Below are 14,111 nucleotides of genomic sequence, written 5' to 3'. Positions count from 1 at the left end.
GATCAAGGCCCCCACCTGCGGTGCCACGGCCGGTTCATTCACGGAACACGGCGTCGCGCCGGTGGACCCATTGCTCGTGCTGAATACCCGAATACGTTCCTGACCGGAAGACCCCTGCATTCCACCACGCGAGGAAGGCCGGAAACGGTGAACGATAAACGAAAGCACTGGCGCAGAGCCGGTGTGGCGATCGGCGGCGCGGCCCTGTTGGGCCTGTCCGCGGTCGCGGCGGTAGCCGCCCAACCAGTGGCCAAATCTGCGGAAACCCCTGTCGCGGCAGCCAACGCCGTTCCGCAGGTCGCCCAGGCGGGCGCCACCGAGCGCGCCGAACGACATGTTGTCGATGGGCCGAGCACATCCTCCCGGCAGTTCTGCCAGGACGGCGCCGCGTGGGTTCGCCCGCACTTCGCCGGGCTCACTCTCAAGGGCGCCGACACGGTGACCGTCCGCGGGTCGGGCGGCGAGAGCTACACGCTCACCGCCACCCATGGCACCGGCCGGTCGATGTCCACGAAGTCCTTCAGCGGCAACTGTGTCACCATCGACGCGGCCCTGTCGTCGGCGGAGAGCCGGTTCACGGTCGACTCGCTGCAGACCGGCACCGCGTCGGCCGATGTCGTCGTCGCGGGCGCCGGTGACATCTGCGGCTCCAATTGCACACAGACCGCGGACGTGGTCAAGGCGATCAACCCGGCGGCGGTCTTCACCGCGGGTGACAACGCCTATGACAACGGCTCCCTGAACGACTACGACACCAAGTACGATCCGGCGTGGGGCCAGTTCAACAACATCATCCACCCGACACCGGGCAACCACGAGTACCAGACCAGCAACGCCGCCGGGTACTTCGACTACTTCAACGGCTCCGGCAACTCCACTGGGAAGGCCGGCCCGCGCGGAAAGGGTTACTACAGCTGGGATGTCGGCGACTGGCACTTCGTCGCCCTGAACACCGGCAAAGTCAGCGAGGTGCCCGTCTCCGCAGGCTCGGCGCAGGAGCAGTGGCTCCGCAATGATCTCGCGGCGAGCACCAAGCCGTGCACGGCCGCCTACTGGCACCACCCGCTGTTCACCCGGGGCTCGCACAGCAACAGTACGTTCGTGAAGCCGCTGTGGGACGCCCTCTACGAACACAAGGCCGACCTGATCCTGGTCGGCCACGACCACAACTACCAGCGGTACGCCCCGCAGCGTCCCGATGGCACCGCCGACGCGACCAACGGCATCCGCCAGGTCCTGGTCGGCACCGGTGGGCGCGCGTTCTACTCGTTCAGCCGGACCATGCCGAACGTGGAGTCCAGCAACGACACCACGTACGGCGTGCTCAAGCTGGGCCTGTCGGCGACCGGCTACCGCGGCGACTTCGTCCCGATCTCGGGCCGGACCTACACCGACAACTTCTCGGGTTCCTGCAAGCCGAAGGGCAGCACCACCACCCCGAGCTACGCGCTCTCGGCCACCCCGAGCGCGGTCAGCGTCGTTCAGGGCGCCTCGGCGAGCACCAAGGTCACGGTCACCAGCTCCGGCGGGTTCAACGCCGCGACCAACCTGACCGTCTCGGGCCTGCCCAGCGGCGTTACGGCGAACGTGTCGCCGACGTCGGTCACCCCGCCCGCCAACGGCGCCGCGGAAGCGACGGTGACGCTCAACGCGAGCAGCACCGCCGCGACCGGGACCGCCAACATCACGGTCACCGGCACGTCGGGAACTTTGACGAAGAGCACCACAGTGGCGCTCACGGTGAACCCGGCCGGTGGCGGTGGGACCTGCTCCGGCACCAACGGCACCGACGTCGCTATCCCGGACAACGCCACGGTCGAGTCCTCGATCACGATCTCGGGCTGCGCGGGCAACGCCTCGGCGACGTCCAAGGCCGAGGTGCACATCAAACACACCTACATCGGCGACCTGGTCGTGAGCCTGGTCGCGCCGGACGGCACCGCTTCGGTGCTGCACAACAAGACCGGCTCGGGCACCGACAACATCGACCAGATCTACACGGTGAACCTCTCCGGCGAGGTCGCGAACGGCACGTGGAAGCTGCGCGTGCAGGACACGGCATCCCAGGACGTCGGCACCATCGACACCTGGTCGCTGAACCTCGGTGGCGGCACCTCTGACCCCGTCGACGTCTTCTTCGACGACTTCGAGTCGGACAAGGGCTGGCAGACCAACGCTTCGGCCACGGACAACGCCACGACCGGCCAGTGGGAGCGCGGTGACCCGGAGGCGACCGCCAACAACGGCGACAAGCAACTGGGCACCACAACCAGCGGGGTCAACAACCTCGTGACCGGCAGGCTCGCCGGGTCGGGCGCCGGATCGCACGACGTCGACGCCGGACGCACGTCGGTGAGGTCGCCTACGATCACGCTGCCCAGCGGCACCCTCGGCCTGACCCTGCGCTGGAGCGTCGGATTCGCGGACAACGCGGTCGCCGCCGACTACTTCAAGATCACGGTGGTCGGGTCGACGAGCAAGGTCGTGCTCGACCAGCGCGGGAACGGCACGCAGATCAACGGCTCATGGCGGACGCTCACCGCTGACCTGTCGGAGTTCGCGGGTCAGAGCGTGCGCATCCTCATCGAAGCCGAGGACGACTCGGCCACCCCGAGTCTCGTGGAGGCTCAGGTGGACGACGTCAAGATCACCCGGGCGTAGGGCGGGCAGCAGCGGTGTATGTCACCACTGAGCCGCTGCGCGGTGCGGCACGGTCGACGGCGAAGGTACCGTCGACCGTGCTCGCGCTGGGCATGGTCAGCCTGTTCACCGACATCTCCGCGGAGATGGTCACGGCGTTCCTGCCGATGTACCTGGTCTACGGACTGGGTGTCGGCTACCTGCAGTTGGGCTTGATCGACGGGCTCTACACCGGTGCGACCGCGCTGTTGCGACTCCTCGGCGGTCATGCGGCGGACCGCACCGGCAGGCCGAAAACGGTGGCGGCGTTTGGTTACGGGCTCTCGGCGGCGACCAAACTCGGGTTCCCGGCCGCGGGCGGCTCGCTGGGCGCCATCGGCGGTCTGCTCGCGCTTGACCGTGCAGGCAAAGGGATTCGCACCGGACCGCGGGACGCGATCATCGCCATGAGCGCGCCGCCGGACACGCTCGGCCGCGCGTTCGGCGTGCACCGGATGCTCGACACCATCGGCGCGTTGCTCGGCCCGGTGGTGGCGTTCACGCTGATCGCGATCACCGCCCAGGCCTACGACGCGGTGTTCGTGGTCAGCTTCTGCTTCGCCATGGTGGGCCTGGTCATCCTGCTGGTCTGGGTCCAGCAGCCGGTGGGAACGCGGGCGAAGAAGAAGATCAGCGTGCGCGAGGGCCTTCGCCTGCTGGTGCGCCCGGAGTATCGCAGGCTGTGTCTGTGCGCGATGTTCCTCGGGCTGGCGACGGTCAGCGACGCGTTCATCCTGATCGCGGCCCAGCAGCGCACCGGCGTGTCCCAGAACCTGTTGCCACTGCTTCCATTGGGAATCGCCGTCACCTTCCTGTGCGCGGCCATCCCCGTGGGCAGGCTGGCCGACCGGATCGGCCGCTGGCGGGTTTTCCTGGTGGGGCACGGGTTGCTGCTCGCGGTCTACGGGCTGCTGATGTCGGGTCTGGGCGGCTGGCCGGTGCTCGTGCTGGCCCTGGGGCTGCACGGGCTGTTCTACGCGGCCACCGACGGCGTGTTGATGGCGTGTGCGGGCCCGCTGCTTCCCGACGAGGTCAAGGCTTCTGGGCTGGCGGTGCTGCAGACCGGGCAGGCGCTGGCCCGCACGGTGGCCGCGGTGCTGTTCGGCGTCGGCGCCTCGCTGGTCGGGCTCGGCCCCGCGTTCGCCGGTTATGCGGTAGTGCTTGTGATCGCGGTCGTGGCGAGCTGGAGGTTGCGGTGAAGAAGATCATCGGTATCGGTGCGATCGTCGCGTTGAGCGTGGTGGCGGTGGTCTACGTCGCGTCGGCGTCGCGGAGTTCGGCGACCGGGTCGCTGGACCTGAACGCGCGGGAGTCGGTGCTGTTCATCGACGGCAGCGGCAAAGTCGGGCAGTTCTCGCGGACGGACCCGGCTTCGGGGGTGGTCACGGACCGGTCCTGCCTGCGGGCCTACACCTCGGCCGGGACGACGGTGTGCATGCGGTCGGTGGCGGTGCCGCCCAGCTTCGAGGCGGACGTTCTCGGCCCGGACCTGGCCGTGCGGCGGGTGATCAAGCTGGACGGGACGCCCAGCCGGGCGCGGGTGTCGGATTCGGGGAACCTGGTCGGTTGGACGGTCTTCCGGGAAGGCGACTCTTACATGGCGCCTGGGTATTTCTCGACGACATCGGGGATCTTCGACCGGCGATCGGGGACGCTGTACGGGTCGATGGAAGATTTCACGTCCTTTGTGGATGGTGTCGAGCATCATGCGGTGGACCGGAACTTCTGGGGTGTGACTTTCGCTGATGATGACCGCACGTTCTACGTGACGCTCGGGTCTGGCGCTAAGACCTACTTGATGAGGGGTGACTTGGCTGATCGGACACTGCGGTCGGTGATCGAGAACGCTGAGTGCCCGTCGTTGTCGCCGGACGGGACTCGGGTCGCGTATAAGAAGCGGTTCGGAGATCGGTGGCGGTTGCATGTGATGGATCTGGCTTCGTCTCGGGAGACGGCGTTGGCCGAGGAGGCGCATATGGATGATCAGGCTGCTTGGCTTGATGGGTCCACTATCGCTTACTCGCGGCCGGTGGACGGGATTCCGGGGATCTTCACGGTGCCTGCTGATGGTAGTGGCGAGCCTAAGCTGTTGCGGGGCAATGCTTCTTCGCCCGCTGTGATCGGCGGCTAGGCGGCTACTCCCAATCCCAGCCCAGGCGGTAGATGCCGGGCACCGGGTCCACGACGGTGTGTTGTGCGGTGCAGCTTGCGCCCAAGGGGACTTCCACGTCCTCGTGGGAGGTGTCGCCGATGGACGGTAGGTACGTTCGGTACACGCGCACCGGCAGTGTTCCGGTTTCGAACTGGATTTGGACGGTGTAGATCTGGCTGGCCCGGCCGAGGCGCTGGGAGTGGTAGCGCTCCTCGCCGTTCGTGTAGATCGTGTAGCCGACGGAGACCAGTTCGCCCGCGCGTGCGGGTTGGTCGAGGAGTAGTTCGTAGGTGGTGAAACCGGTTTCGGCGTCCTGGCGTCTGCGGCCTGGTCTGCAGCCGATGGTGTCGGTGATGTCGAGGCAGTCGCCGACGTCGCTGCGGTACGCGCCCGTGTAGCGGTCTATCCCGTCGCGTTCGGCCCTCACGACCATCTGGTGGCGCATCGTGCGCATCCGGCGTTCGGCATCGACTGTGCCGGTCAGGTGGGTGGCGATCTTGGCGACCCGGTTGATCGCGTCGATGCTCGTTCCCATCCGTTCCAGGGCTCGGGCCAGGCCATCCGGGCGGGCCCACGCCTGGTCCGCGCGCATTTCGCCTGGGTTCTGCGCCAGCCAGCGGCCGCGGGGGCGCGGTGGGCCCAGCAGGCTCGACAATGACCCGGCCGGGACCCCCACGATGTCCTCCAGCACGGCCAGTGCCCGCAGCGAGTCGGGGCGTTCGGGCTGGGTGCGGCCGCTCTGCCAGTTGCTCAGCGCCGTCTTGCTCACCGCCGCGTCGCGTTCGCGGAGGCGGAACTGGACGCGGTCGAGGCTCAAGCCGCTCGACTTGAGCGCCAGCCGGAGCGCCAGGCTGAAGGGGCCCGTCGACAGGGCCTGGGACAGGCGCCTGTTCTCGGTGGTCTCACGGTCGACCGGCATCGCGCTCCCTCCTGGGCTCCCCGCGGGGAACGATAGGGACTCGGGGCGTGGCTTGCTACTGTTCGGTGGACTAACCGTTGCGGGTGGCAACTACTTCGGGAGGCGACGATGGGTGCCGGATCAGGTCCATGGACTGAGCCAGGCGCGTTCCCGGTCGCGCCCGGGGTCTACCGGATCCCGCTCCCGCTGCCGAACGACGGCCTGCACGCGGTGAACGTCTACGCCGTCGAAAGCGCCGACGGCCTGGTCCTCATCGACTCCGGCTGGGCCCTGCAAGAGGCCCGTGACCTGCTGGAATCGGCACTCGGTTCGATCGGGCACGGGTTCGAGGACATCACCCGGTTCCTGATCACCCACATGCACCGCGACCACTACACGCTGGCCGTCGAGCTGCGGCGCATGTTCGGGGCACGCATCGCCCTCGGGGTCGGGGAGCAGCCGAACTTCGACGCCGTGCACGGCGGTTCCGGTGAGGCGCAGCTGGCCGAGATCGCCCGGTGGGGCGCGACCGACCTGGTGGAGAAGCTGCGGGAGCTCTACACCAAGGACAACTCCGCGCAGGCCAAGTCGGTCTACGAGCTGCCCGACGACTGGATCCCCGGCGCCCAGGACATCCGGCTCGGCGACCGCACCCTGCGGGCCGTGCCCACTCCGGGTCACACGCGCGGCCACGTCGTGTTCGCCGACCCGGCCGCGTCGCTGATGTTCTCCGGTGACCACGTGCTGCCGCACATCACGCCGTCGATCGGCTTCGAGCCCGCCCGGGCGGAACTGCCGCTGGGCGCCTACCTGGACTCGCTGCGGCTCACGCGCACCCTGCCGGACATGCGCCTGCTGCCCGCGCACGGCCCGGTGACCGACAGCGTGCACACCCGCGTCGACGAACTGCTGCTGCACCACGAGGAACGACTCGCCGCGACCGAAGTCGTCGTCCGCGACGGCGCGGCGACGGCGTTCGAGGCGGCCAGCCGGCTCGCATGGACCCGGCGTGGCCGCGCATTCGATGAATTGGACACCTTCAATCGCACGCTCGCGGTGGGGGAGACGGCGGCGCACCTGGACGTGCTGGTGGTCCGCGGTGCGCTCAAATCGTCCATTGTGGACGGCGTGGTCGAGTACGTTCCGCTGCCCGGTGACCCGAAGCGCTGACCGACTCCGCCGACAAAGTCGCTAAACCGCTGGTTCCCTTAACTGGTAAGAGGTAACCCTCCCGCGCGTCTGTGCACGGCGCGATCACGTGGATACCGTCCGAACTTCATTACCAACCACGGCGCCTGCCTCGCCGTGCGCGACCGCTTGCGCACCGACCCCTGCTCGCGTGGGGCACGCGTCGGGTTGTCGCGCGAGGGAGAGTAATGAATCGACGACGGAAAACCCTGTCCACACTCGCGGTTCTCGGGCTGGGTGTGAGTTTCCTGGCGGTGCTGCCCACCGCCTCCGCCGAGCCGCGTCCGGTGGCCGTCCCGCTTTTCGCCGAGGACACGACCGCCCGAGAAGCCGCTCAGGCCGACAAGGTGCGCAACGAACGGCCCGCCAACGCGGCGGTCCGGATCAAGCGCGCCAATCCCGCGGCGGTGGGTGCGGGCACCGAGCTGATCTCGCTGGACCTGGGCGACCGCACGGTCACCGCGGTGCGCGGCAACGCGAGCACCACGGGAAGCGGAAACACGCTGTGGAACGGGCAGGTCCGGGAGACCGCGATCGCCCGCTCCACCGGTCCGGCCGAGGTCGGCACCGACGAGTACAACTCCGTGACACTGGTGCGATCCGGCGACGGCGTCACCGGATCGGTCCGCGTTTCCGGTGTGCTGTACCAAATCCACCCCGTGGCGGGCGGGCAGCACGCGGTGACGAAGGTCGACGAGTCCAAGATGCCGCCGAACCACCCGCCGGTGCCCGGTGGCCTGCCGACGATCGCCATGCCCGCGACGCGGACTGACGGCGCCGCGGCAGCGGCGAACACGGTGATCCGGGTGCAGGTCGTCGCGACCCAGCAGGCCGTGAACGGCTACAGCGGGGACATGCGGGCGCTGGTCGACCTGGCGGTCTCGGAGACCAACAAGGGCTACCTCAACTCCGGTGTCGGGATCACCCTGGAGCTCGCGCACTACTCCACGGTGAACTACACCGAGGCGGGCATGTCGACCGACCTGAGCCGCTTCCGCGGCACCAGCGACGGCTACATGGACGGCGTGCACGCCCTGCGTGACCAGTACGCCGCCGACGTGAACGTGCTGGTCCTCAACGCCAGTTCGTCCTGCGGCATCGCCTCGGGCATCGGCTCCTCGGCGGCGACCGCGTTCGCCGTGGTGGCCCGCACCTGCGCGACCGGCTACTACAGCTTCGGCCACGAGATCGGCCACCTGCAGTCCGCCCGGCACGACCCGGCGACCGACTCGAAGACCACGCCGTACGCCTACGGCCACGGCTACCGGTACGGCAACTCGTGGCGCACGATCATGGCCTACAACTGCACGTCGAGCTGCCCGCGCCTCAACTACTGGTCGAACCCGCGCAAGACCTACAACGGCGTCGCGATGGGCACCACCGACCGCAGTGACAACGCGCGGGTCCTCGAGCAGACGAAGGCCACCATCGCCGCCTTCCGCGGCGGCACCGCCACCCCGGCCAACCAGCTGTCCAGGGGCACCACGCTCACCGGGCTGTCCGGCGCCTCCGGTTCGTCGACCGCGTACACCCTGTCCGTTCCCGCGGGGGCGACGAACCTGTCGTTCTCGACCTCTGGCGGCACCGGCGACATGGACCTGTACGTCAAGTTCGGCAGCGCCGCGTCGACCAGTTCCTACGACTGCCGCTCGACTACGAGCTCGTCGACCGAGCGCTGCGCGTTCACCACGGCGCAGGCGGGCACGTACCACGTCACCATGTACGGATACTCCGCTTACTCGGGCGTGAGTCTGGTGGCGGACTACACGAGCTGACCCACGTTGCCGAGGGGGCTGAGGCCCCCTCGGCTGCGTCAGAACAGAGACGGCTGACCGTTGGGGGCCGCGCCCTCGATGGTGAGCATGCGGAGCTTGGTGGCGGAGCCGCCGCCCGCGGAGAACCCGCCGATCTTGCCGCCCGCGCCGAGCACCCGGTGGCACGGAACGATGATCGGGTACGGGTTGCGGCCCAGCGCCTGTCCGACAGCCTGGGCGGAACCGGGCATGCCCAGCTCGCGCGCGACCTCGCCGTAGGTGAGCGTCTGTCCCGGCGGGATGGCCCGGGCGATGCGGTAGACCTGTTGGTGGAACTCGGGAATCCCGGCCGGATCGAGCTCGATGTCGGCCAGATCGTCGGCCGCACCTGCCAGCAGCGCGGTCATCCGCTCGATCGCCGCACGCACGTGCGCGGGCGGAGGGGATTGCTCGCCACCGCCGAGGCGACGAACCGTTGCGGCGTCGTCCTTCTCGGGAAGCTGGACAGCGGTAATCCCGTTCGGCCCCCAGGCGACACCACAGCGACCAATGGCCGTGTCGAACAGTGCATACATGAGGTCTCCTTCGGGCACTGTCAGTCTGCCCCACGCGCCTGACAAAACGGTGAGTCGCCCTTCCGCCGGGGGCTGGAAGGGCGACCGCAGAGGTGTCATGCGTTGAGGAGCTGATCGAGCAGGGCTCGGTATTGGTGGAGGCTCTGGCGCAGTTCCTCGGTGTCCTGGGTGGAACGCCGGAGAGACTTGTGGCGGTCGGCCATCGAGTTCTGCAGCGTCCGGATCACATCGGTGACCAGCGCGTCCGCGCCCCGCACCGCCTCCTGGGGATTGTCGACGAAGGTCGCCTGCACCCGCTGCCACTCACCCCGCAGCCGCGAGGCCTCGTCCGGCCGGAACAGCTTGCCGGGTCCGGTTTGACCTGCGTCGCGGTCGATCTCGGGGGCTATCCGGTCCGTCGAGCGCGGACCGAACTCCGCCGCCCGGTCGCCCGCGTCGGCGCGGGGCGCCTCCTGCGCGACGGCCGCCTCGCCTGGCGGGACCGTCATGGCGGCCTCAGCGGGCGGGACGAGGCCCGCGTGCGGCTGCGTCATGCCCACACCGCCGGGCTGCCCGGGTGCAATCGGCCTGCCTGGCTGTCCCGCGGCGGTGCCGTGTTCGCCGCGCCGGTCCATCGGCCCGCCAGGCCGGTCGGGGCCGATCGGCCGCTCAGGTTGTCCCGACATGGGCCCGGCTTCCGTTGGCCTGCTTGCTTGCGGCTGCCGCGACGCTTCGTCCGCGCCGTGGGTCGGCGGCATCAGCGCCTGCGTGCCGCGGGGGCCGGGCTGCGGCCTGCCTTCGCGCCGGACGTCCGCAGACTCGTCGTGCGTGGGCGCCCGTCTCGTGGGGACTTCGGTGGAGTGGCTTTCATCCCCGGGCCGCCGGTCCTCATCCGATGCGGATAAGCCGACGTTCCGCGGGGGCTGGCTCGGTTGTTGTCGAGGATCTTGGTGTTCGGTCTCGTGTGGCACGGGTACCTCCACGGTTATCGCTGGTCAGCGCGGTGTTCGGCCTTCCCGAGCAGGTCGTCGAACAGCGCCCGGTAATGCACCATCGCGGCGCGCAGTTCCTCGGTGGAGACCTGGGTGCGGGCGTTGCGCTCCTTGATCTCGTGCGCCTCGCGGTAGTGCTCCAAGGTCCGGGCGTGTCCGACCGACAGGTCGGCGACCTGCTGGTCGTAGTCCTCCGTGGGGTAGCCGCGCTCGGCCATCAGCGCGGTCACGAGCCGGTCAGCCTCCTCGACCGACGGGCTCGGCTGGTCCACGAACTGCTCCTGCACGAGCGCCCAGTGCTGTGAGTAGCGGTCCCGCAGCGTCGGCGAGAGCTCCTTGATGTCGAGCTTGGAGTGCCGCTTCTCCCGCTGGGCCAACTCGCGCTCGGCCTCGCGGCGCGGGTGTTCGCGCACGGTGCGGTCATATTCCGGGCCGAACTGCTCGCGCAGGTGCGTGCGGCGCCCGCGCATCATGGCCAGGACCGCGATCACCACGAGGATCACGACGACGGCGATGACGATGCCGATGATCGTGCCGGTTGACATGTCGTCTCCTTCCGGAGCGAAAGGAACAAAAGGGATCTCTTCTGGCTACCCCGCTCCGGCCTGCCGAAACGCTGTCAGCACCCGCAGGTGATCGCGTGCGCCGGGGCGGTCAGCGGGTCGACCACGCCGCGTGTGCGGCCGGTCGCGCTTTCGACCTCGAACCCTTCGCGCGCCCAGTATTCGAACCCGCCGAGCATCTCCTTGACCTGGTAGCCGAGCTTCGCGAACTCCAGCGCCGCCCGCGTCGCGCCATTGCAGCCCGGCCCCCAGCAGTAGGTGACGACGGCCGCCGTCAGCGGCACGAGTCCCGCCGCCTCGGCGGCGACACGGGCGGTCGGCAGGTGCAGCGCGCCGGGCACGTGCCCCTGGTCCCACGACTCGGCGGACCGCGAGTCGACCAGGACGATCTCCCCGGTCGGCAGGGCGGCGTGCACGTCGCTGGCGTCGGTCTCGAAGGCGAGGCGAATGCTGAAGTGGGCGATGGCGGCGTGGTTCATGGGGCAATCCTCGGGCCGCGAGCCCCGGCGGCGGGAGTGGCGCGAATGCCGTTGTTCGCTAACATCTCGCCATGCGCACTGTGAGCGTGCTGGCCTATCCAGGCATGTCGATGTTCGAACTCGGCATCGTCACCGAGGTCTTCGGGCTGCCACGGCCGGAACTCGACGTGGACTGGTACCGCCTCACCGTCTGCGCGGAAGCCCACGAGGTCACCGTGATCGGCGGCGCGCGCCTGCACACCGACGGCGGGCTCGACGACCTCGCGGCGGCGGACACAGTGATCATCCCCGGCGTGCCCGACGTGCGCGGATCTTGCTCGCGCGCGCTGTTGGAAGCTCTGCGGTCAGCCCACGGGCGCGGCGCTCGGCTGGTGTCCATCTGCTCGGGCGCGTTCGCCCTCGCCGAGGCCGGTTTGCTCGACGGCCGCCGTGCGACCACGCACTGGCGCTACGCGGATCGGCTGGCTGCGCGCTTTCCATCGGTCTCGGTCGACCCGGATGTCCTCTACGTCGACGAGGGCGACGTCCTGACCAGCGCGGGCAGCGCCGCGGGCCTGGACCTCTGCGTGCACCTGATCCGCACCGATCATGGAGCCGCGGTGGCGAACGCGGTCGCCCGGAGGCTTGTCGTGCCACCACATCGCGAGGGTGGGCAGGCACAGTTCATCGAGTCCCCGGTCCCAGCGCCGGAGGACGACGCGGTGACGGCGACGATGGCTTGGGCAATGGCCAATCTGACCTCACCGATCACCGTCGGCTCGCTTGCCCAGCGGGCGCACATGTCGACACGGTCGTATTTGCGGCGGTTCAAGGACAGCAGCGGGACCAGTCCGATCCGGTGGCTGATCGCCCAGCGGGTGCAGGCGAGCCTGCCGTTGCTGGAGGCTTCGGACCAGTCGGTCGCGGAGATCGCCGCAGCCGTGGGATTCGATAGCCCGGTGACCTTCCGCCACCACTTCTCCCGCGCCCTGCACACCTCACCATCAGGCTATCGACGGGCATTCCGCGGCTGACATCGCACACCCCAAAATCTCTCGATCCAAACAGGCGCCACCGGCCAATGTCAGCGCCTCAGATCTCGACGAACGCAAGCGTCGGATCCGAGAACTGATAACCAACCCCTCGAACCGTCCGAATCAGCTCCCGATCCGCGTTGATCTTGCCGCGAAGCCTGCGCACATGGACATCCACCGTCCGCTCGCTGACATACGTCGTGTGCCACACCTCCGCCATCAGCGCCCGCCGCCGGTGCACCCGCGCCTGCCGAGCCACGAGGTGATGCAGCAGGTCGAACTCCAGCCTGGTCAGCGCCACCTCACGGCCGCGCCAGAACACCTTGCGGGAGCCCACCGCCAACCGCAGCGGCGCTGAACGCGGCAGGGGGACGACCACGCCGGGCAGCGGGTCGATCGACTCGACCGTGCCAAGGGCGCTCAGTGCGCCGAACAGGTCGGGGAGCCGGTCCGCGTCGGCGGTCAGGTGGACTGTCAGGGCGAGTCGGGTGGTTTCGGGCGCGCTGAACAGAGGCGTTGCCATGTGGGATCCAAAGGGTGCGAGGTGACTGGGTCGGCGGCGGTCAAGGCCGACATCGCGGCAGCACGGTCACGATTCGCACACTGCGAGTTGACCAGGGCCGGGACGCGCGGTCAACGGCGTCCCGGACTCTGGGACCGCTACTCCGGGAAGTGCTCGATCGCCAGGTACGGGTGCAGCGGTCCCGCGTTGCGCGGCAGGAACCACTCGTCGAAGTCGAGGCCGGGGGTGCCGAGCAGGTCGATGTCGTCCTCGCCCTCGGTCGCGAGGTCGAAGAGCCGCTCGTGGTCGAGGTCGGCGAAGGCGTGCTCGTCGAACGCGGTGAGGATCTCCTTGATCGGCAGCTCGTCGAGCAGGCCCGCCAGGTCGAGCTGGACCGCGGCCTCGCCCTTGAGCACGTGCAGCGCCAGCGCCTCGGCCGTGCACAGCGGCGCGACCCAGTCGGGCTGGGAGAGGCGATAGCCCAGGATCGACGTCGTCACCAGGAACTGCTTGGCGAACAGCGCGCCGTAGTGGTCGGCGTAGCGCAGCGGGAGCTGGTTGATCACGCTGAGCGCCTCGACCTCGCCCGCGGCGCCCTCGGCGTCCTCGAGCTCCTGGATGTCGGCGAACAGCTCGTCGGTGAGGATCTCCATGCCCTGCACCAGCGCGCCCGCCACCAGCCGGGCCGCCTCCTCGGAGATCACGCACTCCGGGTCGTCCGGGTTGTGGCCGAACGCCTCCGGGCCGAACGCGCGCAGCGTCGCCGCCGAGACGAGCAGCTCATCGCGCAGGGCGGTGATCTCCTCCTCGGTCAGCTCGGCCTCGTCGTCCTCCAGTTCCTCCGGCTCGGTGATCTTCGCGCCGAGCGCGGCCTCGAGGTCGTCGTCGGAGGCGATGACCTCGCAGCGGCCGACCGTCCACCCTTCGAGCAGCTCGGTCTGCGCGATCATCTCGGTGAGCACGTGCCGGGCCGCTTCCTCGGCGAAGGCCAGGGCGGGCGAGTCGACCAGCCACGTGATCACCGCGCCGGTCGGGTGAACCGCGATCCGGTGGTCGAGCGGCTCGACCTCGATGCCGTCGGGACCCTCGATCCCGGCCAGCAGGTCGAGCTGCTCGTCGAGCAGGGCGGCGACGCCGTGGCGCTGCAGCGGGTCGAGGTCGGCGGTCCCGGGCGCGGGGGACAGGCTGGCGGTGAGCTGGTATTCCACGGGTGGAGTGTAGGAGCGCGGAGTGCACAGCCGGCGTAGCGGGCGTCATCCGATCGAGTACAAAGATCATCCAGACATCCCATGCGCTTCCCGGCCGGACACGATTTCCTTGGTGTTTAAGCATTTTTC

General features: G+C 69.1%; 13 protein-coding genes. 6 read left to right on the top strand and 7 right to left on the bottom strand.

Translation table 11 applies throughout. The features are described from left to right. The first annotated feature begins 147 nt into the window (after positions 1-147). The 3 genes from GPZ80_RS13490 to GPZ80_RS13480 are packed head-to-tail and all read left to right on the top strand — an operon-like array spanning position 148 to position 4,810. Positions 148-2,661 (top strand): proprotein convertase P-domain-containing protein, encoded by a 2,514-nt coding sequence (locus GPZ80_RS13490; protein ID WP_187220662.1) that lies wholly within the window; start codon positions 148-150, stop codon positions 2,659-2,661. 14 nt (positions 2,662-2,675) lie between these two features. Next, on the top strand, positions 2,676-3,878 hold the full coding sequence (locus tag GPZ80_RS13485) for an MFS transporter (RefSeq protein ID WP_312880308.1): 1,203 nt from the start codon (positions 2,676-2,678) through the stop codon (positions 3,876-3,878). Next, on the top strand, positions 3,875-4,810 hold the full coding sequence (locus GPZ80_RS13480) for a TolB family protein (RefSeq protein ID WP_222719237.1): 936 nt from the start codon (positions 3,875-3,877) through the stop codon (positions 4,808-4,810). Before GPZ80_RS13485 ends, GPZ80_RS13480 begins: the two co-directional genes overlap by 4 nt. A 4-nt stretch (positions 4,811-4,814) precedes the next feature. On the opposite strand, the gene GPZ80_RS13475 is transcribed toward GPZ80_RS13480, so the two are convergent. Then, positions 4,815-5,750, bottom strand: a complete 936-nt coding sequence (locus GPZ80_RS13475; protein WP_187220661.1) for a hypothetical protein — start codon at positions 5,748-5,750, stop codon at positions 4,815-4,817. Between the two features lie 108 nt (positions 5,751-5,858). On the opposite strand from GPZ80_RS13475, the gene GPZ80_RS13470 reads away from it, so the two are divergent. Beyond that, positions 5,859-6,899, top strand: coding sequence for an MBL fold metallo-hydrolase (locus GPZ80_RS13470; RefSeq protein ID WP_187220660.1), 1,041 nt, complete (start codon positions 5,859-5,861; stop codon positions 6,897-6,899). A 206-nt stretch (positions 6,900-7,105) separates the two neighbouring features. After that, positions 7,106-8,692, top strand: coding sequence for a M12 family metallo-peptidase (locus GPZ80_RS13465; RefSeq protein ID WP_222719236.1), 1,587 nt, complete (start codon positions 7,106-7,108; stop codon positions 8,690-8,692). Between the two features lie 38 nt (positions 8,693-8,730). Here the strand turns inward: GPZ80_RS13465 and GPZ80_RS13460 are convergent, their stop codons facing one another. The 4 genes from GPZ80_RS13460 to GPZ80_RS13445 form a co-directional block, all read right to left on the bottom strand. Continuing rightward, positions 8,731-9,246: a methylated-DNA--[protein]-cysteine S-methyltransferase gene (locus tag GPZ80_RS13460; protein ID WP_187220659.1), complete on the bottom strand. Its 516-nt coding sequence runs from the start codon at positions 9,244-9,246 to the stop codon at positions 8,731-8,733. 95 nt (positions 9,247-9,341) lie between these two features. After that, positions 9,342-9,911, bottom strand: a complete 570-nt coding sequence (locus tag GPZ80_RS13455) for a hypothetical protein (RefSeq protein ID WP_187220658.1) — start codon at positions 9,909-9,911, stop codon at positions 9,342-9,344. A gap of 299 nt (positions 9,912-10,210) precedes the next feature. Continuing rightward, complete coding sequence (locus GPZ80_RS13450; RefSeq protein WP_187220657.1) at positions 10,211-10,762, bottom strand: hypothetical protein; 552 nt, start codon at positions 10,760-10,762, stop codon at positions 10,211-10,213. A 74-nt stretch (positions 10,763-10,836) separates the two neighbouring features. Next, complete coding sequence (locus tag GPZ80_RS13445) at positions 10,837-11,259, bottom strand: rhodanese-like domain-containing protein (protein WP_187220656.1); 423 nt, start codon at positions 11,257-11,259, stop codon at positions 10,837-10,839. Positions 11,260-11,330: 71 nt separating this feature from the next. Here GPZ80_RS13445 and GPZ80_RS13440 point away from each other — a divergent pair, with 71 nt between their 5' ends. Continuing rightward, positions 11,331-12,272, top strand: coding sequence for a helix-turn-helix domain-containing protein (locus tag GPZ80_RS13440; RefSeq protein ID WP_187220655.1), 942 nt, complete (start codon positions 11,331-11,333; stop codon positions 12,270-12,272). 58 nt (positions 12,273-12,330) lie between these two features. On the opposite strand, the gene GPZ80_RS13435 is transcribed toward GPZ80_RS13440, so the two are convergent. Next, the gene (locus tag GPZ80_RS13435) at positions 12,331-12,795 is read right to left on the bottom strand and encodes a winged helix-turn-helix domain-containing protein (protein ID WP_187220654.1); all 465 of its coding nucleotides are present in this window, start codon (positions 12,793-12,795) and stop codon (positions 12,331-12,333) included. Positions 12,796-12,932: 137 nt separating this feature from the next. Then, positions 12,933-13,982: a hypothetical protein gene (locus tag GPZ80_RS13430; RefSeq protein ID WP_187220653.1), complete on the bottom strand. Its 1,050-nt coding sequence runs from the start codon at positions 13,980-13,982 to the stop codon at positions 12,933-12,935. Positions 13,983-14,111: the final 129 nt, after the last annotated feature.

The sequence above is a fragment of the Actinokineospora xionganensis genome (assembly GCF_014323725.1).
GTDB classification, from domain to species: domain Bacteria; phylum Actinomycetota; class Actinomycetes; order Mycobacteriales; family Pseudonocardiaceae; genus Actinokineospora; species Actinokineospora xionganensis.
Note: the sequence above shows the minus strand (reverse complement) of the source record. Positions and strands in the feature narration are given on the sequence as shown.

Bases quoted from the DNA above. Each gene is read 5' to 3' on its own strand.
- GPZ80_RS13470 (WP_187220660.1), top strand. From the start codon at position 5,859: ATGGGTGCCGGATCAGGTCCATGGACTGAGCCAGGCGCGTTCCCGGTC.
- GPZ80_RS13450 (WP_187220657.1), bottom strand. From the start codon at position 10,762: ATGTCAACCGGCACGATCATCGGCATCGTCATCGCCGTCGTCGTGATC.
- GPZ80_RS13440 (WP_187220655.1), top strand. From the start codon at position 11,331: ATGCGCACTGTGAGCGTGCTGGCCTATCCAGGCATGTCGATGTTCGAA.
- GPZ80_RS13465 (WP_222719236.1), top strand. From the start codon at position 7,106: ATGAATCGACGACGGAAAACCCTGTCCACACTCGCGGTTCTCGGGCTG.
- GPZ80_RS13475 (WP_187220661.1), bottom strand. From the start codon at position 5,750: ATGCCGGTCGACCGTGAGACCACCGAGAACAGGCGCCTGTCCCAGGCC.
- GPZ80_RS13455 (WP_187220658.1), bottom strand. From the start codon at position 9,911: ATGTCGGGACAACCTGAGCGGCCGATCGGCCCCGACCGGCCTGGCGGG.
- GPZ80_RS13435 (WP_187220654.1), bottom strand. From the start codon at position 12,795: ATGGCAACGCCTCTGTTCAGCGCGCCCGAAACCACCCGACTCGCCCTG.
- GPZ80_RS13460 (WP_187220659.1), bottom strand. From the start codon at position 9,246: ATGTATGCACTGTTCGACACGGCCATTGGTCGCTGTGGTGTCGCCTGG.
- GPZ80_RS13445 (WP_187220656.1), bottom strand. From the start codon at position 11,259: ATGAACCACGCCGCCATCGCCCACTTCAGCATTCGCCTCGCCTTCGAG.